At 34.0% G+C, this 25348-nt stretch carries 23 protein-coding genes and 1 tRNA gene; 15 read left to right on the top strand and 9 right to left on the bottom strand.

Translation table 11 applies throughout. The annotated features are described in order from the left end of the window. Positions 1-36 precede the first annotated feature (36 nt). The 9 genes from gyrA (at position 37) to CSUIS_RS00830 (ending at position 8528) form a co-directional block, all read left to right on the top strand. A complete protein-coding gene (gene gyrA, locus CSUIS_RS00870; RefSeq protein ID WP_086296741.1) occupies positions 37-2736 on the top strand; it encodes a DNA gyrase subunit A in 2700 nt (899 codons plus the stop codon). 46 nt (positions 2737-2782) lie between these two features. Beyond that, complete coding sequence (locus CSUIS_RS00865) at positions 2783-3274, top strand: LPP20 family lipoprotein (protein WP_086237057.1); 492 nt, start codon at positions 2783-2785, stop codon at positions 3272-3274. Beyond that, positions 3250-3642, top strand: a complete 393-nt coding sequence (locus CSUIS_RS00860; RefSeq protein WP_086296740.1) for a hypothetical protein — start codon at positions 3250-3252, stop codon at positions 3640-3642. Before CSUIS_RS00865 ends, CSUIS_RS00860 begins: the two co-directional genes overlap by 25 nt. A 3-nt stretch (positions 3643-3645) precedes the next feature. Further along, positions 3646-4788 (top strand): sigma-54-dependent transcriptional regulator, encoded by a 1143-nt coding sequence (locus CSUIS_RS00855; protein WP_086237059.1) that lies wholly within the window; start codon positions 3646-3648, stop codon positions 4786-4788. 77 nt (positions 4789-4865) lie between these two features. Continuing rightward, positions 4866-5900 (top strand): aspartate-semialdehyde dehydrogenase, encoded by a 1035-nt coding sequence (locus tag CSUIS_RS00850; RefSeq protein WP_086242343.1) that lies wholly within the window; start codon positions 4866-4868, stop codon positions 5898-5900. Further along, a complete protein-coding gene (locus CSUIS_RS00845; RefSeq protein WP_086237061.1) occupies positions 5893-6420 on the top strand; it encodes a YqhA family protein in 528 nt (175 codons plus the stop codon). Before CSUIS_RS00850 ends, CSUIS_RS00845 begins: the two co-directional genes overlap by 8 nt. Positions 6421-6434: 14 nt before the next feature. Beyond that, on the top strand, positions 6435-7466 hold the full coding sequence (gene hemE, locus CSUIS_RS00840) for a uroporphyrinogen decarboxylase (protein WP_086237062.1): 1032 nt from the start codon (positions 6435-6437) through the stop codon (positions 7464-7466). Beyond that, entirely contained in the window at positions 7466-8374 is a 909-nt protein-coding gene (locus tag CSUIS_RS00835; RefSeq protein WP_086237063.1) for a radical SAM protein, read from the top strand. The genes hemE and CSUIS_RS00835 overlap by 1 nt, the downstream gene beginning before the upstream one ends. Positions 8375-8453: 79 nt before the next feature. Continuing rightward, positions 8454-8528 (top strand) — tRNA-Asn (locus tag CSUIS_RS00830). A gap of 631 nt (positions 8529-9159) precedes the next feature. On the opposite strand, the gene CSUIS_RS00825 is transcribed toward CSUIS_RS00830, so the two are convergent. The 3 genes from CSUIS_RS00825 to CSUIS_RS00815 form a co-directional block, all read right to left on the bottom strand. After that, positions 9160-11016 (bottom strand): ammonia-forming cytochrome c nitrite reductase subunit c552, encoded by a 1857-nt coding sequence (locus CSUIS_RS00825; RefSeq protein WP_086237064.1) that lies wholly within the window; start codon positions 11014-11016, stop codon positions 9160-9162. 51 nt (positions 11017-11067) lie between these two features. Then, a complete protein-coding gene (gene nrfH / locus CSUIS_RS00820) occupies positions 11068-11538 on the bottom strand; it encodes a cytochrome c nitrite reductase small subunit (protein WP_086237274.1) in 471 nt (156 codons plus the stop codon). Between the two features lie 205 nt (positions 11539-11743). Continuing rightward, the gene (locus CSUIS_RS00815) at positions 11744-13060 is read right to left on the bottom strand and encodes an MATE family efflux transporter (protein WP_086296739.1); all 1317 of its coding nucleotides are present in this window, start codon (positions 13058-13060) and stop codon (positions 11744-11746) included. 198 nt (positions 13061-13258) lie between these two features. On the opposite strand from CSUIS_RS00815, the gene CSUIS_RS00810 reads away from it, so the two are divergent. From CSUIS_RS00810 to CSUIS_RS00785, 6 genes are read left to right on the top strand one after another with little or no spacing between them, the layout of a single operon-like run. Continuing rightward, a complete protein-coding gene (locus CSUIS_RS00810) occupies positions 13259-13534 on the top strand; it encodes a hypothetical protein (RefSeq protein WP_086293411.1) in 276 nt (91 codons plus the stop codon). After that, positions 13503-15122, top strand: coding sequence for a TonB-dependent receptor domain-containing protein (locus tag CSUIS_RS00805; protein WP_192940194.1), 1620 nt, complete (start codon positions 13503-13505; stop codon positions 15120-15122). The genes CSUIS_RS00810 and CSUIS_RS00805 overlap by 32 nt, the downstream gene beginning before the upstream one ends. Before the next feature lie 9 nt (positions 15123-15131). Beyond that, the gene (locus CSUIS_RS00800; RefSeq protein ID WP_180380046.1) at positions 15132-16115 is read left to right on the top strand and encodes an ABC transporter substrate-binding protein; all 984 of its coding nucleotides are present in this window, start codon (positions 15132-15134) and stop codon (positions 16113-16115) included. After that, positions 16112-16912 carry an ABC transporter permease gene (locus tag CSUIS_RS00795; protein WP_086237069.1) on the top strand — a complete coding sequence of 267 codons (801 nt, stop codon included), beginning with the start codon at positions 16112-16114 and terminating at the stop codon, positions 16910-16912. The genes CSUIS_RS00800 and CSUIS_RS00795 overlap by 4 nt, the downstream gene beginning before the upstream one ends. Then, positions 16912-17601, top strand: a complete 690-nt coding sequence (locus tag CSUIS_RS00790) for an ATP-binding cassette domain-containing protein (RefSeq protein ID WP_086237070.1) — start codon at positions 16912-16914, stop codon at positions 17599-17601. The genes CSUIS_RS00795 and CSUIS_RS00790 overlap by 1 nt, the downstream gene beginning before the upstream one ends. Then, positions 17594-18718 carry an NnrS family protein gene (locus tag CSUIS_RS00785; RefSeq protein WP_086237071.1) on the top strand — a complete coding sequence of 375 codons (1125 nt, stop codon included), beginning with the start codon at positions 17594-17596 and terminating at the stop codon, positions 18716-18718. The genes CSUIS_RS00790 and CSUIS_RS00785 overlap by 8 nt, the downstream gene beginning before the upstream one ends. A 47-nt stretch (positions 18719-18765) precedes the next feature. Here CSUIS_RS00785 and CSUIS_RS00780 read toward each other — a convergent pair whose 3' ends face one another. From CSUIS_RS00780 to tpx, 6 genes are all read right to left on the bottom strand, one after another. Then, positions 18766-20415 (bottom strand): polysaccharide biosynthesis/export family protein, encoded by a 1650-nt coding sequence (locus CSUIS_RS00780; protein WP_086237072.1) that lies wholly within the window; start codon positions 20413-20415, stop codon positions 18766-18768. A gap of 65 nt (positions 20416-20480) precedes the next feature. Next, positions 20481-20801: a hypothetical protein gene (locus tag CSUIS_RS00775; protein ID WP_086237275.1), complete on the bottom strand. Its 321-nt coding sequence runs from the start codon at positions 20799-20801 to the stop codon at positions 20481-20483. 56 nt (positions 20802-20857) lie between these two features. Further along, positions 20858-22216 carry a cytochrome P450 gene (locus CSUIS_RS00770; protein WP_086237073.1) on the bottom strand — a complete coding sequence of 453 codons (1359 nt, stop codon included), beginning with the start codon at positions 22214-22216 and terminating at the stop codon, positions 20858-20860. A gap of 10 nt (positions 22217-22226) precedes the next feature. Beyond that, a complete protein-coding gene (locus CSUIS_RS00765; RefSeq protein ID WP_086296737.1) occupies positions 22227-23333 on the bottom strand; it encodes an alpha/beta hydrolase in 1107 nt (368 codons plus the stop codon). Positions 23334-23439: 106 nt separating this feature from the next. Continuing rightward, a complete protein-coding gene (locus CSUIS_RS00760; protein WP_086296736.1) occupies positions 23440-24621 on the bottom strand; it encodes a replication-associated recombination protein A in 1182 nt (393 codons plus the stop codon). Positions 24622-24805: 184 nt separating this feature from the next. Then, the gene (gene tpx, locus CSUIS_RS00755) at positions 24806-25330 is read right to left on the bottom strand and encodes a thiol peroxidase (RefSeq protein WP_086296735.1); all 525 of its coding nucleotides are present in this window, start codon (positions 25328-25330) and stop codon (positions 24806-24808) included. Positions 25331-25348: the final 18 nt, after the last annotated feature.

Raw genomic sequence — 25348 nt, 5'->3', positions numbered from 1 at the left:
AAGCTAAAATAATACCCAGACTTTCTAAGGAAAACAATGGAAGATAATATTTTTAACTCAAATCAAGATGTTACGGCTATAGATGTAGAAGACTCCATAAAGGCTAGTTACCTAGACTACTCTATGAGCGTTATCATAGGTCGTGCATTACCAGATGCTAGAGATGGATTAAAGCCAGTCCATAGAAGAATTTTATATGCTATGAATGATTTAGGCGTAGGAAGTCGCAGCCCATATAAAAAGTCAGCCCGTATAGTAGGTGATGTAATCGGTAAATACCACCCACACGGCGATACAGCTGTGTATGACGCACTTGTTAGAATGGCTCAGAGCTTCTCTATGAGAGTTCCAGCAGTAGATGGACAAGGAAACTTCGGCTCAGTAGATGGTGATAATGCTGCTGCGATGCGTTATACTGAGGCTAGAATGACAATCTTAGCCGAAGAGCTGCTAAAAGATTTAGATAAAGATACGGTTGATTTTATCCCAAACTACGATGATAGCATGGTCGAGCCAGATGTACTACCAGCTAGAGTGCCAAATTTACTACTAAATGGCTCAAGCGGTATAGCAGTGGGTATGGCGACAAATATTCCGCCACATAGTCTAGATGAGCTAGTAGATGGTCTTTTGGTTTTATTAGATGATAAAAGTGCTACATTAGAAGATATAATGGCACATATCAAAGGGCCAGACTTTCCAACTGGTGGTATAATCTTTGGTAAAAAAGGGATAATGGAGGCTTACCGCACCGGTAGGGGTAGGATAAAATTAAGAGCTAAAACACATATAGAAAAAAAGCCAAATAAAGATGTAATAGTCGTAGATGAATTGCCATATCAAGTAAATAAAAGCAAACTCCACTCTGATATAGCTGATTTAGTCAAAGATAAGCAAATAGAAGGCATCAGCGAAGTCCGTGATGAGAGCGATAGAGATGGAATTCGCCTTGTTATCGAGCTTAAGCGTGATGCGATGAGCGATATTGTATTAAATAATCTATTTAAATCTACCCAAATGGAGGTTACATTTGGGGTGATTATGCTAGCGATTAATAATAAAGAACCAAAGATATTTTCGCTAATTGAGCTATTAAAATTATTCTTAAATCATAGAAAAACGGTAATTATCAGAAGAACTATCTTTGATTTGCAAAAAGCAAGAGCTAGGGCTCACATCTTAGAAGGGCTGAAAATAGCTTTAGATAATATAGATGATGTAATCGCTTTAATCAAAACAAGTGCCGATACAAATAGTGCTAGAGATGGCTTAATGAGTAAATTTGGCTTAAGTGAGTTACAAAGCAATGCAATCTTGGATATGAGATTAAGCAAGCTTACAGGCTTAGAGCGTGAAAAGCTAGAAGCTGAATTAAAAGAAATTTTAGAGCTTATAGAGAGATTAGATGCGATCTTAAAAAGCGAAGAGCTAATAGAAAATATCATTAGAGATGAACTTTTAGAGATTAAGTCTAAATTTAAATGCCCTAGAATTACTGAGATAGTCGATGATTACGATGATATCGATATTGAAGATCTTATACCAAATGAAAATATGGTAGTTACAATCACACATAGAGGCTATATCAAACGCGTCCCAAGCAAAAATTATGAAAAGCAAAAGCGTGGTGGCAAGGGCAAAGTAGCAGTAACTACATATGATGATGACTTTATAGAGAGTTTCTTTACTTGTATGAGTCATGATACGCTGATGTTTGTAACTGACCGCGGTCAATTATACTGGCTAAAAGTCTATAAAATCCCAGAAGGAAGTCGCACCGCCAAAGGAAAAGCAGTAGTCAATCTAATCAATCTCCAACCAGATGAGAAGATAAAAGCTATTATCCCGACTACGGATTTTTCGCAAACCAAATCTTTAGCATTTTTCACCAAAAATGGATTAGTAAAAAGGACAAATTTAAGCGAATACCAAAATATACGAAGTATTGGTGTAAAGGCTATAAATTTAGATGAAAATGATGAGTTAGTAACTGCTGTGATCGCTACAAGCCAAGATTATGAAAGCTCAAATTTAAATAACAATCCAGATATTGTAGTAGAAAATGAGGTTGAAGAGAGCGGATATTACGCCTTAGAAGAGGTAGTTGATAGCGATATAGAAGCCATATCTGAGCTTAAAGAGAGCGAGATAGAGCATATCTTAGATAGTATTGATGAGCTGCCTGAGTCAAATGATGAAAAAATGCTATTTGTAGTTACTAAAAAAGGTATGTGTATCAAATTCCCATTAAGCAAAGTAAGGCAAATTGGTCGCGTAGCTCGTGGTGTAACTGCCATTAGATTTAAAGAAAAAGGCGATGAAGTCGTAGGTGCTGTAGTGATAGAAAATGATACTCAAGAGATACTAAGTGTAAGTCAAAAAGGTATAGGCAAACGCACTACCGCAGATGAATATAGACTCCAAAGCCGTGGCGGTAAAGGCGTAATCTGTATGAAGCTAACATCAAAAACCAAAGATCTAGTCGGCGTAGTAATGGTAGATGAGAGTATGGATTTGATGGCTCTAACAAGTAGTGGCAAGATGATTAGAGTAGATATGCAAAGCATTAGGAAAGCAGGTCGCAATACAAGTGGCGTAATCGTTGTAAATGTAGATGGCGATGATGTAGTAAGCATAGCAAGATGCCCAAAAGAAGATAGCGATGATGAGGATTTTGACATCATTGATGATGATTTTATAGCCGAACAGATGGCTAAAATCACAGAAGTGGAATGAGATTTGCTTTAATCAATTTAGAATTCAATTTAAAAGGTTGTAAGGTATGAAAAGAGTTTTATCAGTATTAATTGTAGGATTGGTGCTTAGTGGTTGTGCAAATACTATCTCTAGCTTAAATCAGCAGCCAACAGAGGTAGTAGTGCAAAAAGTGGATAAAGATGATATTAGAGATATTATCAAAAACGACAAGATGCTTCCTACTATGGATTTAGATAGTGAAGCTGTATTTACGGCTGTAGGAGAAGGAATTCCGCCTATGGATACAGTTAGCCCAGCTCAAGCTAGAGCTCTAGCTAAGCGTTCAGCTATAACAGATGGTTATAGACAGCTTGCTGGCAAACTATATGGCGTTAAAATCAACGCTAAAGAGACCGTAAAAGACGCAATGCTACAAAGCTCTGTGATCGAAGCTAGAGTATTAGGACTGATTAAAAATGCTTCAGTAATCAACCAAGATTTTAAAGATGGTCTATACAGGGTTGAAATGGAGCTAAAAATAGATCAAGAAAAGTGGCAAGAGCTCTTTGCTTATTAATAATTACTCTAAATACTCTATTTGGAAGTGATGAGTTTATCTTTTGGGCTAAGCTCATCGTCTCCAATGGGGTTATTAGTAGTGATAATATCGCTATCTCAAGCTCTATGGTAAAGGGCTATGATAGTAAGCAAATTATCTGCACCATTAAATCTGATAAACCATCAAATTTAAGCTCATTAGAGTATTTAAATTTACATAAAAATGAGCTATTTGAGTGCTTTATCAAAGAGCAAGTTAAAATCTTAGAAAATTCAATAACTAATTTAAATTCTGCTAATTACACCACAGAATTAACCATCATTCCACTTCGCTTTATAGTGGAATTTAAGCCAGGTAGTGCTACAATAAGCAAAATCATAAGGTAAATCATGAATGTTGTAATTGTAGAAGATGATATAAATATGCGAAAATCTCTTGAAATAGCTCTTGGAGATTATGAAGAATTTAGCGTAAAATCATACAAAAGTGCCACAGAAGCCCTTAAAAAGTTAAGTAGTGATACTGATATAATCGTAACTGATATAAATATGCCTGGCATGGATGGGCTAGAGTTTATCAAAGAGTTAAATGGAAAATATGATGTTATAATTATGACTGGAAATGCTACCTTAAATAGAGCTATTGAGAGCGTTAGACTTGGAGTAAAGGACTTTCTAACCAAGCCATTTGATATTGACACTTTAGCTACAGCTATTAAAAGAACAACTTTAATCACTCAAAAAACCAAAAAGCCAAATATCACAACACAGATTAAAAATAGCAATTTCTTATCAGCGTCTGCAAATTTAGATAAAACCTTAAATATCGCCAAAAAGGCAGCTCAAACAGATGTAAGCGTAATGATAATGGGAGAGAGTGGAGTTGGTAAGGAGCTATTTAGCAGATATATCCATGAAAATTCAAAACGAAAAGATAATCCGCTAATGGCTATAAATATGGCAGCCATTCCTGAAAATCTGCTAGAAAGTGAGCTATATGGGTATGAAAAGGGTGCCTTCACTGATGCTACAACGACTAAAAAGGGGCTTTTTGAACTTGCTAGTGGCGGAACGCTATTTTTAGATGAAATAGGCGAAATGCCACTAAATTTACAACCAAAGCTACTACGAGCTATTCAAGAGCGTGAAATAGTCCGCGTAGGAGCTAGTAAGCCTATCAAAATAGATGTAAGGATAATTAGTGCTACAAATGCAAATTTAGAGCAAAAGGTAGCTAATGGAGAGTTTAGAGAAGATCTATTTTATAGATTAAATACCATTCCGCTTAAAATTCCACCGCTTAGAGAGCGTAAAGATGAGATCGAAGGGATAGCCGCTGCGACTTTAAAAAGAGTTTGTGCTGAGTATGAACTAGGCCAAAAAGAGTTTAGCAAAGAGGCCATTAAAGAGCTTTTAGATTACAATTATCCTGGAAACATAAGAGAGCTTATTAGCATTGTCGAGCGTGCTGCGATATTAAGCGAAGAAAAAAGCATTAGCAAAGAAGATCTATTCATCTATGCTAAAAAATAACCTTGCTATCTAAATTTGCCTTATATTAAGTTAAATTTAGATAAAATTGCGAGTTAAATTTAAATCTAAGGCGTAGTATGAGAAAGTATAGTATAGCAGTAGTCGGAGCTACTGGGGCTGTAGGCGAAGAGATTTTTCGTGTTTTAGAAGAGATGAATTTTCCAGTTGGCGATATATTGCCACTTGCAAGTGCTAGAAGCGTTGGGAAAGAGATTGAATTTAAAAGCAAGAGCTATCCTATTGTCGAGCTTACTGATACTGTATTTGAAGAGCATGAGATAGATATAGCATTCTTTAGTGCTGGTGGAAGTATATCTGCTCATTTTGCACCGCTGGCTGCGGCTAGCGGGGCTGTAGTTATCGATAATACTAGCCACTTTAGAATGGATCCAGAAGTGCCTTTAGTGGTGCCAGAGTGTAATCCAGAGGATATTTCTCAGTGGCATAATAAAGGTATAATAGCCAACCCAAATTGCTCCACAATCCAAATGGTTCAAATCCTAAAACCTCTTGATGATGCCTTTGGTATCCAAAGGGTGGATGTAAGCACATATCAAGCTACAAGCGGAGCTGGTAAAAAGGGTATGGAGGAGCTAGTTTTACAGATGCAAAAGTTTTTTGAATTCAAGCTTGATGAGTGTGAGCCAAGTGCTTTTAAGCATCAAATCGCTCTAAATGTAATCCCACATATTGATATATTTTTAGAAAATGACTACACAAAAGAAGAGATGAAAATGGTTAATGAAACCCAAAAAATCCTTCACAAAAATATACAAGTTAGTGCTACTTGCGTTCGTGTGCCAGTCCTTAGAAGTCATAGCGAGAGTATCACTATCAGATTTCAAACAGCAATTGACGCACAAAAAGCAACTCAAATTCTAAAAAACGCTCCAAGCGTAGTAGTCCAAGATAGCCCAAAAGATAATCTATACCCAATGCCAATCCACGCTAGTGATACAAATGATACTTATGTGGGTAGGATTAGACGTGATAATTACGATGAGAGCATACTTCACCTATGGTGCGTAGCTGATCAAATCAGAGTTGGCGCTGCTACAAATGCGGTTAGAATAGCACAAAAATGGATAGAGCTACAAGAGCAAAATGGATAGTATAAAAAACAAGATAGAAAGGCTATTTGAAGGGCTTTTATGGAAGTCTAGAATGGTTACCTTGCTTCCTGTGATATTTGGATTACTAGGAGCTTTTGTAATGTTTATTGTAGCTAGTTATGATATTATAAAAGTATTTATCTATGCTTGGAATTACCTAGTATTAGGCGATCATAGTATAGATTTACATAGTGATGGCGTGGGGCTTATCATCGGTGCGATAGATCTATATTTGATGGCGCTTGTATTTTTTATATTTAGCTTTGGAATTTATGAGCTTTTCATTAGTCAAATCGATACAATTAAAAACTCCAGACAGGCTAGAGTGCTTGAAGTTCATAGTTTAGACCAGCTCAAAGATAAGATTGGTAAGGTTATTGTGATGGTTTTAGTGGTAAATTTCTTTCAGCGTGTATTACATGCTAAATTTACCACACCGCTTGAAATGGTATATTTAGCATTATCGATTTTAGCTCTTTGCTTGGGTCTATATTTCTTACATAAAAGCTCAAAACATTAGGATAAAGGATATTTATGATTTTTATAGATGCGTGTTTTGGTAAGCCAACACCTTATACTCCAGTTTGGATGATGCGTCAAGCTGGTAGATACCTTCCTGAATATATGAAAGTAAGGTCTGAAGCGGGGGATTTTTTATCACTTTGTAAAGATTATAAAAAAGCTAGCGAGGTTACACTTCAGCCTGTGGATATTTTAGGCGTAGATGCGGCGATTCTTTTTAGCGATATTTTGGTTGTTCCTATGGAGATGGGTATGGAGCTTAAATTTGTAAAAGGCGAAGGGCCGCTATTTCCTAAACCAATTGCCACGATGGAGGATTTAGATAGATTAAGTAGCGATAAAGCTATTAAAAATTTAAGCTATGTATATGATACCATTAAACTAACTAGAGAAAAATTACCACAAGATAAAGCTCTAATAGGCTTTTGCGGTGCTCCATGGACTATAGCTACATATATGATCGAAGGCGGTAGCACCAAAACCTATAATATCTGCAAAAAAATGGTATATGATAATCCGCAATTTTTACACGCTATTTTGCGTAAAGTAACTAACGCACTCAAACTATATCTATCAGAGCAGATTAAAGCTGGGGTCAATGCCGTTCAGATATTTGATAGCTGGGCTGGAGCATTAGAAAAAAGTGCTTATATGGAATTTGGATTTAGCTATATTAATGAGATTGTAGATTACTTAAAAAGCAATTTTCCTGATATAGCTGTGATTGTCTTTCCTAAAGGGATTGGCGGATTTTTAGAAGATATTAGCGGTAATTTTGATGTGTTGGGTGTGGATTGGAGCACTCCGCTTAAAAGCGTCAAAAACTCACTAGGTAAAAAATATGTCCTACAAGGCAATATGGAACCAGCAAGACTATATAGCAAAGATGCGATAGATGATGGTGTAGATGAAATTTTATCAATTATGGGTGGCAAAAGGCATATTTTTAACCTAGGCCATGGTATTTTGCCTGATATTCCAGTTGAAAATGCCAAATACTTTATCAAATCTGTCCAAGAAAAATCCGCAAAATATGCAAAATAATGAAGTATAAATTCATATTTGGCCCAGTGAGTAGCCGCAGATTTGGTAGCTCACTTGGGATTGACTTAAGCCCAGAGCAAAAAAGTTGTAATTTTGACTGCTTATACTGCGAATTAGCTAAAGCCAAGGTTGTCCGCACCATAGCAAATGAGCCAAGCACTAGCGAGATAATAAATGAGCTAAAAGACGCCCTTAGCGAATTTAAAGATATTGATGTTATCACTATTACGGCTAATGGAGAGCCTAGTCTATATAGCGATTTATCAAATTTAATTGCTCAAATAAATCTACTTAAAACTACGCAAAAATCATTAATTCTTAGCAATGGAAGTGCCGTTTTAAACCCTAAAATATCAAACACCCTTTTAGAGCTTGACATTGTTAAATTCAGCCTTGATAGTGCTAATCCAAAGACATTTCGCAAAATAGATAGGAGCATCGATAAGATCGATACAGATAATCTAATAGAGCTAATGAGCGAATTTAGGATGAAATTTAAAGGTGAGCTGATTATGGAAGTTTTGGTTGTGGCTGGTTATAATGATAGCGATGATGAGTTTATAGCATTAAATAAAGCCTTTAAAAAGATCTCACCCCATAGAATAGATATAAGCACCATAGATCGCCCACCAGCTCATAACGCTAGTGGCGTAAGTAGCCAAAAGCTACACCATCTATCTACTTTCATAGACGCAGCACCGGTAAATATCGCTTCTAAAATGCCCTTAAAATCTAAATTTGATTATAGTCAAGATGAGCTAGAAAAGCTTCTTAAATTACGCCCTCAAAGCCTATATGATATAGAAAATAATTTCACGCAAAATGCAAAAATAAATTTACAAAACCTAATAAATCAAGGCAAAGTGATAGAATGCGATTTAGCGGGAATGAAATTTTATAGAATTTAATAAATATCTTATATTTAAGCTAAATTTAATTGACAAATATTAAATTATTAGATATAATTCCAGCTCATTTATACAATATTCCGGATTAGCTCAGCGGTAGAGTAGTCGGCTGTTAACCGATTGGTCGCTGGTTCGAATCCAGCATCCGGAGCCACTTTATATTTATCCCCCCCCCTATTTTATAATCTTAACTAATCAAATGATTTTACTTACTATTTTGATTAAAATTAGCAATTATACTTTATAATCTTATAATTTTTAATATTTTAATTTTTATTTAAAATAAATTGTCTCACCACGCTTAGTCACTTTAGTTTAAATTAAACTTACATATAATTTGCCTAACTTCTTGTTAATTTGATAATAACTAAATTAAAGCGACAAGGCAGTTTGCTTATATATCAATTGGTTAAAAATAAAATAATAGCAAATTTATAGATATAAACATAAATTCTCATTAAATTTAGCTAATAGATATTTTTATTTAGCATAATATACTATAAGATAAAGTGCGATAATCACACAATACTAGCTATCATTTAATAAAATCGTAAATCACCACTCCGCCTTTTTAAACCGTATATCTCCTTGTGTCAGAGCCTAAAATATCGCTAAAAAGTTATAATAACTAAGGGTAAGATAGTGAAAGCTAAATTATAAATTAAGTATTAACCTAAATTTATAGTACTTAAAAGTATATTAATTGGATAAAAGTAATTTTAAATATTTGTATCTAAGAGATAATATTAAAGGTAGGGCGTAAGCCCCACCTTGTAAATCTAGGATTAGTCAAGAACCTTATGGTTATAAGGTTTGTTATTTTTATCTAATTCTAGAAGTTTAGCATCTGGGTTATCATTTATATTGCTGTGTTCATAATAGCGATCGCCAGCTTTATGGTTTTTACCTGTGCTTTGACGAGCGTCATTTAGATCCACTTTATAGCGAATTTCACCTGGATTTAATTTTTGAATATCCTCAAAACCTAAATTGCTAGTTTTAAAATCACTAAATCCATATTCAAGAGCTATTTCGCTTAGTTTGGTTTGACCCATTCTAGCCATTTCTAAAGCTTGAAGTAGCATTCTACTAGCTTCTCTTGGGCTATGGAAGCCAGTTGAGTTTTCAGCACCCACAAAGTCGCCTCTCATTTGACCTTTTCTATGTAATTCTAAAACTTCTTTTAACACTGCAGAGATTTTTTTGTCATCTGCTTTGCCATCTGTTTGAAACTCAGGAAGTGCGCCTAGTCTATCACGCATATTTTTAATATCGTTTATTAGGCTTACTGTAGCATACTCTACTGATCTTAGATCAAATGCGATTGATCTTTGTATATCTTTGATTTGTGCTTTTAGCTCCTCTTCGCTTTGAGTATGGCAGCTTTTACAAGCAGCGTTAATATCTTTAAGCGGAGATGTTACATTGTGATTTGTCATTTTGCTTGAGCCTTTTCTCACATATGGCATATGACAATCAGCACAGCTTACACCATTTGCAGCATGGACTGAGCTTGAGTATAGCTCTGTTTCAGGGTGCTGAATTTTTAGCATTGGTGCTTTTGTAATTTTGTGCGGCCAATCTTGTGGGAATATAGAGCGAGTTACATCTTCATCGTAATACTCATCAAACATCTCAATTCTAAATGGCTTATCTTTACCCCATTGTTTCCATGGGAATACTAGCTCGATACCATCAACTTCAATTTCAGTTGCTTTATTGCCATCTCTCCAGCTATCAAATTCATCATAAGTTTTTTGAGTGCCATTCCACCATTTTTTACTAGTATCACTAGCTATTGACTCGCCTATAGTTTTGACTTTTTCACCAGTTGGGCGGAAGTAGTATTCAACATGGCATTGAGCACAAACTAAGCTTCTCATTTCGCTTCTTGTAGCTTTAACCCCAGTTACAGGATCTGGCTCATAGCCTCTCCATTTTGTCAAAGCGTTGATTAACGCAGTGCGAGTTACACGAAGTTCCATTGTATTTGGCACATGGCAATCAGCACAAGCAACACCCATTCTTTTACCGCCATGAGGGCCGCTATGCTCTGGGCTATTTTCTGTGATACCTTCTAATGCTGGGACATTTTTTATCATTGTCCAATATTTTGCACTATTAAATGATACCCATTTTTCACGAGGAGTATCGCCTAAAGCAGCGTTATTTTCTAGCCATTTTGTCCAACCGCTATGACAATTCATACAAGCAGCTGGCTGACCGCCAAAACCAGCAAAACCATGTGAATTTAAGAAATCTTTATTATTTCTTGCTGTATCCATTTGATCTACTTGAATCCAGAAGTGGCCACGCTCTTCATTTGCATCTATAGAGAATGGATAACCAGCCCATAAAACCGTAAGTTGTGGGTATCTAATCAATTTAGAATATGAGTGATTTCCACCAAATTCAGTCTCAAACGGAGCTTCAGTTTCAACTGTTTGATACATATCTATATATTCAGGGAAATTTTTACCCCAAACATTAAAGCGTGGATCATCATCGCTCATATTCACCACATCTTTAGAGACTACACCAGCCATATCAGGCTGAGCTTTTTTGTTTGAAATGTCTTTGTTAAATAAAACAAAGCCGATCAAAACAATGATGGCTAATACCGCCAAAAGAGCCTTTTTCATACTCCTATCCTTTCTATAAAAGTTAAATTTACTCTATTACTAAAATCAATCTTAGAACCCACGAGTGTGGCCTACGCTAGCGTGACATTTAACGCAGCTTAGCTGTTCATTAGCGTGATTTATAGTTGTTGTTGGATTTACCACTACTGATACCATTTGAGAGTGGCAGCGAACGCAGTTTGCTTGTACCATATTTTTACTCATTTTAGTTGCAGTGAAATTTTGAGGTAAATCATCTAGTTTAAAGGTAAATGCATAAGCGTGTGATATACCACTTTGAGCTTTAGCTATCCATTTATCCACAAATTCATTAGGTAAATGGCAGTCATTACAGCTTGCTAATGGCTTGCCGTTTATCTCTCTTGAGTGGGCACTTTTACGCCAGCTAGCATATACATCATTCATAACATGGCAGTTATTACAGGCTGCACTATCATCGCTAAAATAAGACATACCCTTAGCATTGTAAAAAGTATATCCAGCAGCCACAATAATGATCGCTACAACAACTAAAAACCACATAAATGTAGAGTTATTACTATTACCTTGCACTTTATCCTCCTTCCCAAAAAGATAAAAATGTTAAATGAAATTGTAATGAATTTTAATTCTTTTGTCAATAAAATTAAACTTAAACTTCGATTTTATCATATTTTGAAAGCAATATTTCAAGCATATTTTTACGCAGATTTAGTTTAAATTTGATTAATATAATTTTTATCTTATTTTATACTACGGCCTTATCTTGCCACTTTTTGCTCTTCCATCTTAATGCGTTTGTCATACCACGCAAGGCCTCATCAGCACAAAATCCAATCCAAACACCCACAATTCCAAGTCCAAAATAAAAACATAAAACATATCCAACAGGCAAAGAAATCCCAAACATAAATATCACTCCACTAAAAAAGCAAAATCTAGCATCGCCACTAGCACGAAGTGAATTTACCATTATAATATTAAATGTTCTAGCGACTTCAAGAAATATAGAAAGAGCAAATAGAGGTATCATAATCTCTTTTAAAATATCATTTAAATTTAAGATACTCATAGTTTGATTTTGTGCTAAATAGCTGCTAAGAGCTACTAAAAATGAGGCTAAAAGGCTGATATATAACGCTCTCCAAGTGTGTTTATATGCGATTTGGAGTTTTTTAGCACCTACTAATTTGCCAATTATTATCTCATTTGCGACGCTGATTGCTTGACCAATTAACATTATAAATAAGGAAATTTGAAAATATATGGTTTGGACGCTTAAATTCTCTTTGCCAAGACTGGCTACAAAGCCAAAAGCTATTGTATATTGCACGATCCAAAGCAGATTTTCGCCAGCTGACCAGCCGCCAATTTTCATAATTTTGGCTATTACTTCTCGTTCAATTGTGACAAATTCGATTAATTTTAGCTTAAATTTAACTATATAAATGAGTATAAATATCAAAATTAATATAGCCAAAACTCGCCCTATTATAGTGGATAGCCCTACGCCAAAAAGCTCACTTTGAGTGAAATTTAATACATAAAAGTTCCCAATTAATGTAACTCCATCCATAAAAACAGTCACAAACATAACACTATAAGCTCTATTATAAACACGAATTATAGAAGCTAGCACGATCCCAACTGCATCAAAAAATAGGCAAATTCCAAGCATATATAGATAAATTGTGCTTTGTCTCATTAGCTCTTGTGGGACATTCATAAGCTCTAAAATCCACTCCCCATGCCACAATATCCCAGCCCCACATACTAAACCTAAAATGAAATTTAAAAATAAACTTTGATGTATCGCCTTAGAGGCTAAATAGCTGTTTTTAGCACCGATAGCTTGAGATATTACAACCGAACAACCAATACTTAAAAATGTAAAAATCGTGATAAAAATATCTAAAATTTGATTTCCAGCACCCATAGCCCCAACTAAGAAATTTGAGTATGCTGCGACCATTAAGGTGTTGATAATAAGCGATAAATACCGCAAAAATAATTCAAAAAATATAGGAACGCTAAGAGCTTTGAGTGAGAGTTGTTTAGAGGACATTTGATCGCCTAATTATAAATTTGATTGCTAAATTCTAGCATAATAAGAATAAAAATTAAATTTATAATTTAATAAAAATATAAATTCTTTTTTTTAAGATATTATTAAATTTCTTTGATGAAATATCTAAATTTTTATATTAAATTAAGTTTAACTAAGCTAGAATTTGATTTTGATATTAATTCTTAAGGTATAAAAATGAGTAAAAATTTAGGCTATTCTTGCTTGGCTTTAACTATGATTGCAAATTTAAATTTACAAGCAGAAAATTTAGCTAATCCTAAAGAAATAACACCTTTAAAGCAATTCTCTCCACCACCATTAATCAATCCAAATATCACTCTTGGCTACTATCTAGAGAATCGATTTGATAGAACTTTTCGCACTTCATATTACCGAGTTACAGATATAATTGATAAATCCTTAGATCTATTTCATATAAGTGGCGGGTATTTTGATCATAAAAAATTATAGCACCATATTATTAAGAGCTAGAGAGTCTAATCTCTATACTACATTAAATGCTCACACAACCAATGCCACCCCATATAGAAGTGCTAATGGAGATAAGATTAATTTTGGCTATAATCGAGATGGAGTAAATTTAATATTAGGCTATGTGTTTGATCCATTTAATGAGATTAAATTTAGCTTTTTAGAAGATAATATAAAAAATGATAAACAACCTCAACATACGATGGATCTACTATATACAAGGCGTTATGTTTCTAAGATTAATTATAGATTTGGGTTTAATGATCTATCTGATACTTTAAATTTTGATCTTTCTTATATTAAATTAGATCGAGAAGCTGATAACTTCTCAAATCGTCAAAATAACGCAAATCAAGTAAAGATGAGAGTAGATAGGGATATTTTTAATACTAGTGTAAAATATGATAAAGATATTTTAAGCTTTCATAATCTAATTGGAATTGGCTACACGCATGATAATCACATAGCAAAACGATACGCCAAAGCAAATAATCAGAGTGAATTTAAATTTAACGGCTATAGATTTCCAGATATAGAAGTAGATGAGTTTAATCTATTTGATACAATAAAATATAGTATTTCGCCAGCTCACGCTATATCAATTGGATTAGAATATGATTATAATAAAGCAAAAATCAAAGCCTTAAATGATGTAGTCCAAAGTAATGGTGTGACTAATATAACTCCACAAATTATATGGCAAAACCACTATGGAGATATATTTGATGGAGATATAAATCAAGACGCTTTAAGCATGGCTACTAGATATGATTTTACCCCTGATGATACTCAAATTTACTCTTTGAGTTTAGAAAGCATTGAGAGAATTCCTAGCAATGATGAGAGATTTGTCTCCTTAAATGGCACAAACGCTCAAGGCTGGGCATCAAACCCAAATTTAAATCCAGAGCGTAGAAATAGAATAAAAACTGAATTTAAACTAAAAAATAGCAATTTCATAGACTATATGAGTTCTAAATTTGATAATGATTCTTGGCAAATTGGAGGGCATTTTATCGCTGATTGGGCTAATGATTTTATAATTTTAGATCGCAGTAAATCCATAGCCACAAAAGGCAATGTAATATCTAGGAATATCGATGCAAGGCTATATAGCCTTAATGGAAATCTAAGCTATAATTTTTTAGAAAATTTTGGTTTTAAAACAAATATATATTATAATTACGGAGAAAATAAAAGCGATAATAGACCTCTTTATCAAATAGCACCACTTGAGATGACTTTAAATTTAGATTATCAAAATTATACCAAATTTGGCAAATACTCTATAGGTGCTGCCATGAGAGCTGTGGCTAGTCAAAATAGAGGTGATTTTGATAAAAATAGCGGTCTTGGTATAGATAATAAAACAGGCGGATTTGCTATATTTGATCTATATGCAAGTATTGCTATTAAGGGTAATTGGGGAGCCAGATTTGGTGTTAATAATATTTTTAATAAAAAATATAGTGAATATATTAGCGGTTCGCATGTAGAAGCCATAGAGCCATCTGCAGTGGATGCACCAGATAGGGGATTTTATGTCTCATTTAATGGCAAATTTTAGGAGATAATGATGAATAATAGAAGAGATTTTTTACAAAAAAGTTCGATTTTAGCTCTTGGGTCTTTGGGTGTTTTGAGTATTCCAAATTTACTCTTTGGTAATAAAAATAGAGTTGATATTTGGAATGCGCCTGCGATTATATCGCTTATTGTGGCTGTAGCAATAAAGCAAGGAATGGCAAAAGATTTAATAAACCTAAACTATAAAGAGTGGAGAAATCCTGATCAATTAAGAGCTGGATTTGCAAGTGGTTCGTTTTTGCTATCAAGCTCACCTGTAAATGTAGGACTGAATTTGGCAAATCAAGGACTTGATATTAAGATGCTAAATATCTTAACAAATGGATTAAACTACATATTTAGCAAGGATAAAAATTTAAGCTCATTAAAGGATTTAGAGGGTAAAAAACTAATTATGGCATTTAAAAATGATTTGCCAGATATTGTTTTTAGATCATTATGTATAAAAAATAACATAAATTTAGACAAAATCAATATCACATATGTCCAAACTCCACCTGAAGCGATGATGATGTTTTTAAAAAAAGATTTTGATAATATCCTTATATCTGAGCCTATGGGATCGGCAATGGGTTTAGCAGCTAAGAAAAATGGAGTTGATATAAAACGAGCTTTAGATATACAAAAAATATGGGCTGATACATTTAAGCAAGCCCCTATAATTCCGCAAGCTGGATTGATAGTAAATGGTAGCTTTTATCAAAAAAATATAGAATTTTTCAATACTTTTCATCAAGATTTAAAAGATGCTTTAATATGGATAAACTCTAGTCCTGACCTAGCAGCACAATTTGGCTCTAAATACCTACTTGTACCACAACCAGCGATAAAAGAGGCTATAGCTTATGCCAATTTGAGAGTGGATAGATGTAAAGATATTTCTGATAATTTAGATAGATTTTTTAGCATAATCTATGATATAAATCCAAAACTCATAGGTGGAAAAATGCCTAGCAAAGAGATATATTTATGATAACACAAGATGGTAACGCCATAAGACTTAACGCTTTTCATAAAATTAGCAACTACCTAATAGAAGGACTTAGTGGGCTTGGAATCATAGCTCTATTTTTAGGAGTGTGGCATATTGGCTCTAAGATTAGTGGGGAATTTATCTTACCAGCCCCGCTTAATGTCCTTCAACGCTCACTTGAGATTATCGCAAGTAGTGATAATCAAATTTTACTAACAATATATAGAACAACTATTAGCATAGTTTTTGCCTTTATTATTGGCTGGATTTTAGGCGTAATAGCTGGAAGCTTTAAGACATTAGCTAGATTATTTAAACCACTGATGGATATATTTTTAGCCATTCCACCAATTATATGGATTGTTATAAGTTTGTTTTGGTTTGGGATTGGAAGTGTGAGTGTGATTTTTTCTGTATTTATAGCAATTTTTCCTTTAAGCTTTGCAAATTCTATGCTTAGTGTGATTACTCTTGATGATAGGCTAGATGAAGTTTGTATCGCTTATAAATTAAATTTATTCAAAAGATTAAAAGCCTACTATCTGCCACATATCTTGCCATATCTTTTAAATTCGCTAAATATCATAACTGCTATGGGAATTAAGATTATGATTATGGCTGAGCTACTTGGTGCTAGCGATGGAGTTGGGGCTAAAATCGCAGATGCTAGAACTTACCTAGATACTACTGAAGTTTTAGCTTATGTTACGATTATGATTGGGTTTATTTTGCTATTTAATTTTCTTTTTATAAAGCCTATAAAGATTATATTTCTGCCTTGGCTTAAGGAGAGTTGATGAGTATTTTAAGAGTTGAAAACTTAAGCTATTATATAGCTCAAAAGCCTATAATTAAAGATTTTTCCTTAAGTCTAAATTTAGGTCAGATTGTAACACTTTTTGGTCCTTCTGGATGTGGAAAAAGCACATTTTTAAGGCTAATTAGCTCTATTTTAAAACCAAAAGATGGAATTATAAATCATAGTGGCAAAATCTCATATATATTTCAAGAGCACCGCCTTTTTGATAGTTTAAGCGTCTATGAAAATATCGCCTTAGTGATGAAAAGAGCAGATCCAAAGTGGATATATGATAACCTTAGCGATTTAGGTCTTAGCAAAATAGATGCTAAAAAATATCCCAATGAACTAAGTGGCGGTATGAGAGCTAGGGTAGCTTTTATTAGAGCTTTGGCTTATAATGGGGATTTGATATTGCTTGATGAGCCATTTAGTGGTATTGATTTTACCATGCGTCAAATATTAATGGAGAAATTAAATTCAGCCATAAAATCAAATAATAAAGCCGCTATTTTAGTTACTCATGATGCTTATGAGGCTTGTAAGCTATCTGATATTATAATTTTTTTATCACAAACTCAAATGCAAATAGAAAAAACTCTAAAAATAAATCAAAAAAATAGAGATGAAAAATTTATAAAAGAGCTTTTTAATAGCGAATTTAAAGGGAGAATTTACTTTGATTAGTAGTTTAAAAGAGTTAATTTATGATTTTTTTATCCACCCTATGAGACTATTTTTTATAATGAGTGGATTATTTGCTATTTTTGGGACAATTATACTGATATTTAATATTGGCGATTTTATATCATTTCATAAATTTATATTTATAGAGCTTTTTGTCTCTAGTGCTTTTGTGGGCTTTTTGCTTACTGCTGTGAGCGATTGGGCTGATTATAAGGGGAGTTTGTTGCCTTATAGCGTAATTGGATTTATATTATTAATTCTAGCTTTATCAACTCAAATTTTAGGCTTTAATGGCTCTATTTTTATAGCATTTTTATGGAGCTTTATAGCTATAACGACCTTAATTTGGCTGATAAAAGCTAAGAATTATGATAATTTTAGCTTGATTTTTCTTCTTTGTTTTATTGCTTTTATTGAATTTTATGGGGTTATTTACGAGCCTAAGCCCTATGCATTAATACACTGCTTTATGGGTGGAATTATTTTAATTGGATTTAGGATTAGTACTGTGCTTGCTAGATTGGCTTTAGATAGAAAATTTAAAGATAATTCATATATATTTATCCCAAATCCAATTTTAAAAAATATCTCCTATATCTCTCTTTTAGCCCTTGCTTTGTGCGATATTTTAAGATTAGATAATACTACTTCTGGATTTATCTGTGCTGGAGCTGGATTAATTATCCTAAGTCAAATATCACAATGGCATCATAGAGTATTTCTAAGCACACATTATACATTTATATACTATATTTTATTATTTGGAAGCGGGCTAATATATCTAGCTTTGGGGGTTGATTTGCTATTTGGGCTTAATTTTACCAGCACAATATTACATGGGATTACCATTTGGAGCACTATAGGATTTATCTTTTTTGTATTTAATGTATCATCGCTTAGACATAGCGGACAAGCAACTTTAAACCTACCAATCTGTGGTAAAATAGGAATTATTCTACTAGCCATCGCTACTATATCAAAGCTATTTTTAGCCCAAATTTGGGATATTTTTTATATTACAATTCCAGCTATATTAGTTGGATTGCTCTTTTTAATCTTTGTTGGTAGATATACTATAATATATAAAAACAACCCATTTACAGATGATCCTGAATAATAAAGATAATTAAATAGAATAAATCAAATTTATTCTATTTATAGTTTTTACAAATCTATAACCACCTTAGCAGCTATGGCTAATTGGTATAAAATTTGAGTTAAAATACTTGTAGCTTGTAGCATTTTGGTCTCTACCTTTGGTAAAACCAAAATCGAATCCCCAGGATAGACATCCTCTCCGCTAGAGGCTTTGAATTTACCAGCTTTACCATTGGCTGAAACTAGTATAACTCTACTGCTATCAGCCCTAGAGCTTAAATCCCCAGCCATCTTGATATAATCTTCAATATCAGAGTTAGCCACATGAGTAAATGCTCCTGGCATTGATACCTCGCCTTGGACAATTACTATATTATCCTTTGTTGGTATATAGATGGTATCATCTTCTTGTAATACAATTTGATAAATATCATCTTTATTGCTAATCACCACTTGACCCTTAGGCTCAACCATTCTAGCACGCTCTATAAAATCCAAAATCGCCTTAGCCTCAGTCGCTCTAATCTGCGCTTCTTGGGTTGTATCTGATGAGGTAGTAAGGGCTATGGATTCTAGCTCTCTTAGGTGTGAATCAATCAAATTTTTTTGCATTTTAGCCACACTTTTTCTAAATAGCTGAAGTGCGTCTATATTTGATTGTGGATTAAAGCCGATCTTATCCATCAAATCTCCAAGAGTAGCACCCTTTGGCATAACTATCGCACGAGAGCCACTATGCTCTCCATCTATATTTACACGCACTTCACTAGCAGAGTGATCAGTCATAAACTCAACCGCATCTCCAGCCCTTAAGTTAATAGAATCGAATTTAGCTAGTGGATAGCTATTGATTTGAATTTGACTATTATCTGCGTGACTTCTTACAATCGCTTGAGTAACAACTGGTTTAATACCAGCTAATCTAGCTAACTCTTTTAAGCTCATTGTCTTATCTTTTGCCTCAAATCTATATGAGCGAAGCACCTCGCCACTAGCACTCATATACGCCCCAACGCTACCTACTAATATCACATCTCCATTTTTAAGCGCAAACATCTCTATCTTGCCATCAACCATAAAATCATATAAATCCACTTTTTTATAAGGCTGATTATTACGAACAACTATAATATCACGAAAGCTACCATATTGCGGATTTATGCCACCAGCTTTATCTATGAATTGGATAAGTGAATCTGAGCTAAGCCCTTGATAAAGACCAGGTCTATTGACATTGCCAGTTACAAATACAGATACATTTTGATAAATTCCCATATCAGCATAGACATGGACATTCTCTTTAAATACCTTTTTTACGCTTTTTGAGATTGTCGCGACTAAATTTGAGTTTTTCACACCCAAAAGCTTAATAACACCAACTTTTGGTAAAAATATATTTCCTTGAGAGTCTATAGTAAGTTGTTTTTCAAACTCATACGCCCCCCAAAGCTTCACATTTACCATATCTCCAATGGCTAAAATATAATCAGGATTATAGATATGCTGACTAACCATCGTAAAATTACCATTAAATAAATTCTCTCCAAACACGGTTTGTACCGGCTGAAAATTATATGTAGTTTGGTTTAAATCTTGTGTATTTATAGATGATTGAGTAGATGAAACTACCGAATTTGCTGAGTTTATAGATTCTGTTTGCACCGCAGCTATAGATGAAGTTGTAAAAATAGCTAAAATTAATAATAATCTTTTCATTTTATAATCTTTCCAAATTTGAGTAGTTTATAATTCTACATTAAAATCGATTAATAAATGGCTAATCAACGCCTTTTATCAAATTTTCTTTTACCTATTGTTTGCTCATTTAGTCTTCTGCTTAGCATTAAATCGATAATTGGCTGCTCTCTTTTATTTGCTCTTTGGCAGTGGTTTTTTTGAAATTTATCTGTGATAAATATCACTATTTTAGCCCATCTTTTATGACGCATTCTCCACGCATGGCTAGATACAGACTCCCAAGCATAGCCATTAAATATAGTCGCATTTACGAAGTGATCAAGTGCTCTAACGCCTTGTCTAGCACGAGTTGGATCGCCAAAAGTGCCAACAATAACAATATAAATATACCCAATTATAGCCATCGGGACAAGCACACACAAAAGTGCCGTCCCAACTATCTTCTCCTTTAATCTCAAATTCACTGCCTTCGCGTCATCTTAATCATCATGCCATTAGCCGAACGCACAGTGAGCCTACCAACCACATCAGGGATAAAGCCATCTTTTAACTCCAATTTAAATTCTCTTAAAATATTAGCCAAAATTATAATCGCCTCTTGCATAGCAAAGCCTTGTCCGATACAAATTCGCTCACCTAGCCCAAATGGCATATACTTCTCTTTTGGAATATCATCATTATGCCTATCTGGTCTAAACTCATGTGGAGCATCCCAAAAATCCTCATGCCTATGAATAAGCCATGGTGCCACAACCACGCCAGAGCCTTTTTTTAATACCTTATCCCTAATTTTAGTATCATTTTTGCTTTGTCTAGCAAAAAAGCCAACTGGCGGATATAGCCTAAGTGCCTCTTTAAAAACATTAGTTAAATATCTCATATTTTTTATATCAGAAATACTAAATTTGCCATCTTTATTAATGCTAATTACCTCATTATACGCCTTTTGCTGTGCATCTTGATCAAGGCTTAAGCAGTATAGCGTCCATGTAAGCGAACTAGCTGTAGTCTCATGACCTGCTAAAAATAGCATGGAAACCTGATCTAAAATCTCTTCAAAGCTAAATCTTTGATTACTATCAGCATCGATAGTGTGTAAAAGCGATGATAAAATATCACAATGCGTATCATTAGCGTAATTATCATATCTAGGCTTGATAATATTTGAGAGATTTTGCCTTATTATCTCTCCAGCTTTCATTCTTTTATTCTCTCCAAGTATATTTGATAGCCATTGTGGCACACAAAAAAACTTCCTAATAGCCGTTCTAGCGGTCTCTTCTTGGAATGTTACAAATGCGTGTAAGATCTCTTTACCTTTTTCTTCATCAAGCTTTGCACTCATAATGGTGCGAAATATAACATCTGCAGTTACAAAAGTCATATGCTCATCAACTTCGATAATAGAGCCATCTTCATACTTCCTAAATCTATCCATCATATCAGCAGCCGCACTACTCATAAGATCAAAAACCTTACTAATCCTAGTCATCTCAAAGCTAGGTCGTAAAAGCTCTCTTTGCTTTTTCCACACTTCACCATTGGTAGTAAAGATACTCACGCCTAAAAGTGGCTTTAAAAGCTCGTGAAGTAGATCGCTTTTTGGGAATTCCTTGACATTATCAATCATAATTTTGCGAACTTCATTTGGGTCATTTACTACAAATAGATCAAATCCAGGCATCTTCACTCTACCAGATCTCATCTTATAGCTCTTGACATAAAGCCCATCTAGCCATGATCTGCGTTTAAGCAAGAAGGTCGTTATCAATCCAGCCTTATTATTATGTGGTTTTGGATGAAATGGACATACTCCCATATTAGCTCCTTTAAAATTTCTTATATTCAAGTTTGTTAGGATCTGCAACTAAGTAAAAATAGTCATATCCACCACGAATTTGAGTCGCCTTAAGATATAAAAAATGCACTTCATACCACTTATACCTTATATTTTTATATGTTTGTTTATCATAAATTTTAAAAAATCTTACAGATATTAAATTTGGCGAATTTTTAACACTTCTATCTAAAAGCTTGACATAATCAACCATAAAAAAGCACGCCCCATCAATCTTAGAGCTAAAATCTAGCCAGGTAATACCAGAGTTTGCTACTACTTCAAGATCGTTTTTAAATTTATCCCCATGGTTGTGAAAAGATGCCAAAGGTGTGCAACCACCGATTAATACAAGCTTTAAATTTGATATATCCACTCCAAGGGCTTTACACTTTCTTATCACATTAGCTACGCTACTAATAGCTATAATACTCCCAACACTATGAGCTACAACCATAATCTCGCTACTAATATTTTGACTATTTTTTAAACTCTTTATAATCTCATTAGCAAAGCTCTCATTTCTTGCTTCAATGCCATCAATCTCGCCCTTAGCATATCTATAGCAAAATCTATATATACTAAGTAGCCAAAATATCCCAGCTTTATTACCAAGATAGAATATCGCTTTACTACTAAAATAGAGTATAAAAATAGAGATTACTAGCCATAAAATCACACTTTCTATAAAATTGCTAAGCACATAACAGATCAATCCAATAAAAAAATATATAGATAAAATAGAGAGTATAGGGTAGTATCCAGCGATTAATTGAGTGCGTGAATGCTTAGCCACCATGCGTGATACACCAGAAAAAAGATGTCCAACCAAAGAGGCAAAAAGTGCATTAAAAATATCTAAAAATCCCTTACAAAAATGCTTACTAGCTATATCATTCCAAACTAAAAAATTATATCTAGTCTTACACCCTTTATACTCTATATCAAAATAGAATAGCTCATCTTTTTTTAGTTTGCCTAAATTTAGTTGATCTTGCTCTATTGCGCTTGTTTTATTTATATTATTTTTAAAGATGGAGTAGTAGTATTTTGGACTTCTAGGATCAAATCCAGCGATATAAAATAGCTCTCTATGCAACCTCTACCCCCCCCCAATTAATTTACAAACTGGCTATTCTAGCAAATTTAATCATAATCAAAACTTAAATTAAGATTATAAAAACCCTATTAATCTTTATTGGAATTTAAATTTTTCCTTTAATTTTTAAAAGCCAATCATCTAAGGTTTTTTCAAACCCAATAGAATTGCTATTATAAAATTTAATATCTTTTTGCATATATTTTTGCTCTACCCAACCACCAAAATCATGCGGATACAAATAATCTTTTTTAGCCACATCTATATTGATAAGATATGGTAAAACCGGCATTGATGGATTTTTACTTATATAATCTAGAGCGAAATTTATAGCCTTATAGCTAGAGTTTGATTTTGGCGAACTAGCTAGATAAACAGCACATTGACTTAGGATAATTCTAGCTTCTGGATAGCCTATTTTAGATACTGCTAGCATAGCATTTGTAGCGATATTTAGGGCATTTGGGTTGGCATTTCCTATATCTTCACTAGCGAAAATCACCATTCTCCTAGCCAAAAATTCAGGCTCTTCGCTAGCTGCTATGAGCCTTGCAAGGTAGTATATCGACGCATCGACATCGCTACCCCTTAAGCTTTTTATCATCGCACTTATTAGGCTATAGTGGGTATCCTTGCTACTGCTTCCTTCGCTAAAGCTAGAGCATCGCAATGTTTTTAAAGTATCCAAATTTATATTTTTATCCACGCTTATGGCGTATTCAAGTAGATTTAGCATACTTCTAGCATCGCCTGAGCTTGAGCTAATCAAATACTCCTTAGCACCTTCATCTATGGTAAAATAGATATTTTTTTGTATATCATTTAATAACTCTTCTAAATCTGCGTATGATAATGGCTTAAACTCAAATATCATCATCCTAGAGCGAATTCCACTACTTACTATAAATTTTGGATTTTCAGTTGTGGCACCTATTATTATACACTTTCTTTGTTCCATTGGGATCAAAAGAGTCTCTTGCTGGGTCTTGCTAAGGCGGTGAAATTCATCGATAAATATAAGTGGCAAATAAAGCGACCCATCAAATTTAGCTATAATCCTTCGTATATCCTCGCTTTTTAAATTCGCTCCATCAAGCTCGAAAAATTCATAATCCATCTGCTTGGCAATAATCCTAGCCATAGTGGTCTTACCGCTTCCAGCCGTGCCGTAAAATAGGCTATGTGGAATATTTTTATTATCTATAAATTTAGCAAAAATCTCTCTAATCTCCTTATGACCTACCATATTCTCAATTTTAGTTGGTCTAAATTTAAGGCTTAAATTCATCTTTTTCCTTTTTTATAGGATAGTTCATTTATCAAAATTATACAATAATAAAAATCTTTAAATAGCAAAATAGTAGAAAATGGATTTAAAAATAGCGATAGATGGTGAAATTTAAAAGCGATACACAACTTAAAATTTCACCAAAAAGCGTGATATGATAAATTTAATCACGCTTAAAATTTACTTAATGAGAGCAACCGCAGCCGCAGCCACCGCCGATAGCTTTTAACGCTGCGTCGTAGTTTGGCTCAGTTGTGATTTCGCTAACTAGCTCTTTATAGACTACAACGCCATTTGGATCAAGCACGAAAATAGCACGAGTTAATAACCCCGCAAGTGGGCTACTAGCTAGTAAAACGCCATACTCTTTGCCAAATTTAGCACCTTTAAAATCGCTAGCTACTCTTAAATTTTCAATCCCTTCAGTCGAGCAAAATCTCCCCATAGCAAATGGAAGATCGAGCGATATAACTGTAGCTTCTACATTGCTTTTGCTAGCTACTTTTTGATTAAATGTTCTAGCTTCAGTAGCACAAACTCCAGTATCTAGGCTTGGAACGACTATTAATACTTGATATTTGCCACTTGCTCCGCCCACGCTTATAGTAGATAGATCTTTACCTACTAGCTCAACTTTTGGAGCTACTTGACCTACATTTACACCTTTTCCTTCTAACTCTACTGCTGTACCTTTGAAAGTTACTGACATATCATAATCCTTAATTAA

Origin of the sequence: Campylobacter porcelli (assembly GCF_002139855.1) — a bacterium.
In the GTDB taxonomy this organism is placed as follows: Bacteria; Campylobacterota; Campylobacteria; order Campylobacterales; family Campylobacteraceae; genus Campylobacter; species Campylobacter porcelli.
This window is presented reverse-complemented; position numbering and strand designations above follow the sequence as displayed.

Excerpts from the sequence above, each read along its gene's own strand:
- gyrA (WP_086296741.1), top strand. The coding sequence starts at position 37 with ATGGAAGATAATATTTTTAACTCAAATCAAGATGTTACGGCTATAGAT.
- CSUIS_RS00865 (WP_086237057.1), top strand. The coding sequence starts at position 2,783 with ATGAAAAGAGTTTTATCAGTATTAATTGTAGGATTGGTGCTTAGTGGT.
- CSUIS_RS00855 (WP_086237059.1), top strand. The coding sequence starts at position 3,646 with ATGAATGTTGTAATTGTAGAAGATGATATAAATATGCGAAAATCTCTT.
- CSUIS_RS00850 (WP_086242343.1), top strand. The coding sequence starts at position 4,866 with ATGAGAAAGTATAGTATAGCAGTAGTCGGAGCTACTGGGGCTGTAGGC.
- CSUIS_RS00845 (WP_086237061.1), top strand. The coding sequence starts at position 5,893 with ATGGATAGTATAAAAAACAAGATAGAAAGGCTATTTGAAGGGCTTTTA.
- hemE (WP_086237062.1), top strand. The coding sequence starts at position 6,435 with ATGATTTTTATAGATGCGTGTTTTGGTAAGCCAACACCTTATACTCCA.
- CSUIS_RS00835 (WP_086237063.1), top strand. The coding sequence starts at position 7,466 with ATGAAGTATAAATTCATATTTGGCCCAGTGAGTAGCCGCAGATTTGGT.
- CSUIS_RS00825 (WP_086237064.1), bottom strand. The coding sequence starts at position 11,016 with ATGAAAAAGGCTCTTTTGGCGGTATTAGCCATCATTGTTTTGATCGGC.
- nrfH (WP_086237274.1), bottom strand. The coding sequence starts at position 11,538 with ATGTGGTTTTTAGTTGTTGTAGCGATCATTATTGTGGCTGCTGGATAT.
- CSUIS_RS00815 (WP_086296739.1), bottom strand. The coding sequence starts at position 13,060 with ATGTCCTCTAAACAACTCTCACTCAAAGCTCTTAGCGTTCCTATATTT.
- CSUIS_RS00810 (WP_086293411.1), top strand. The coding sequence starts at position 13,259 with ATGAGTAAAAATTTAGGCTATTCTTGCTTGGCTTTAACTATGATTGCA.
- CSUIS_RS00800 (WP_180380046.1), top strand. The coding sequence starts at position 15,132 with ATGAATAATAGAAGAGATTTTTTACAAAAAAGTTCGATTTTAGCTCTT.
- CSUIS_RS00795 (WP_086237069.1), top strand. The coding sequence starts at position 16,112 with ATGATAACACAAGATGGTAACGCCATAAGACTTAACGCTTTTCATAAA.
- CSUIS_RS00790 (WP_086237070.1), top strand. The coding sequence starts at position 16,912 with ATGAGTATTTTAAGAGTTGAAAACTTAAGCTATTATATAGCTCAAAAG.
- CSUIS_RS00780 (WP_086237072.1), bottom strand. The coding sequence starts at position 20,415 with ATGAAAAGATTATTATTAATTTTAGCTATTTTTACAACTTCATCTATA.
- CSUIS_RS00775 (WP_086237275.1), bottom strand. The coding sequence starts at position 20,801 with ATGGCTATAATTGGGTATATTTATATTGTTATTGTTGGCACTTTTGGC.
- CSUIS_RS00770 (WP_086237073.1), bottom strand. The coding sequence starts at position 22,216 with ATGGGAGTATGTCCATTTCATCCAAAACCACATAATAATAAGGCTGGA.
- CSUIS_RS00760 (WP_086296736.1), bottom strand. The coding sequence starts at position 24,621 with ATGAATTTAAGCCTTAAATTTAGACCAACTAAAATTGAGAATATGGTA.
- tpx (WP_086296735.1), bottom strand. The coding sequence starts at position 25,330 with ATGTCAGTAACTTTCAAAGGTACAGCAGTAGAGTTAGAAGGAAAAGGT.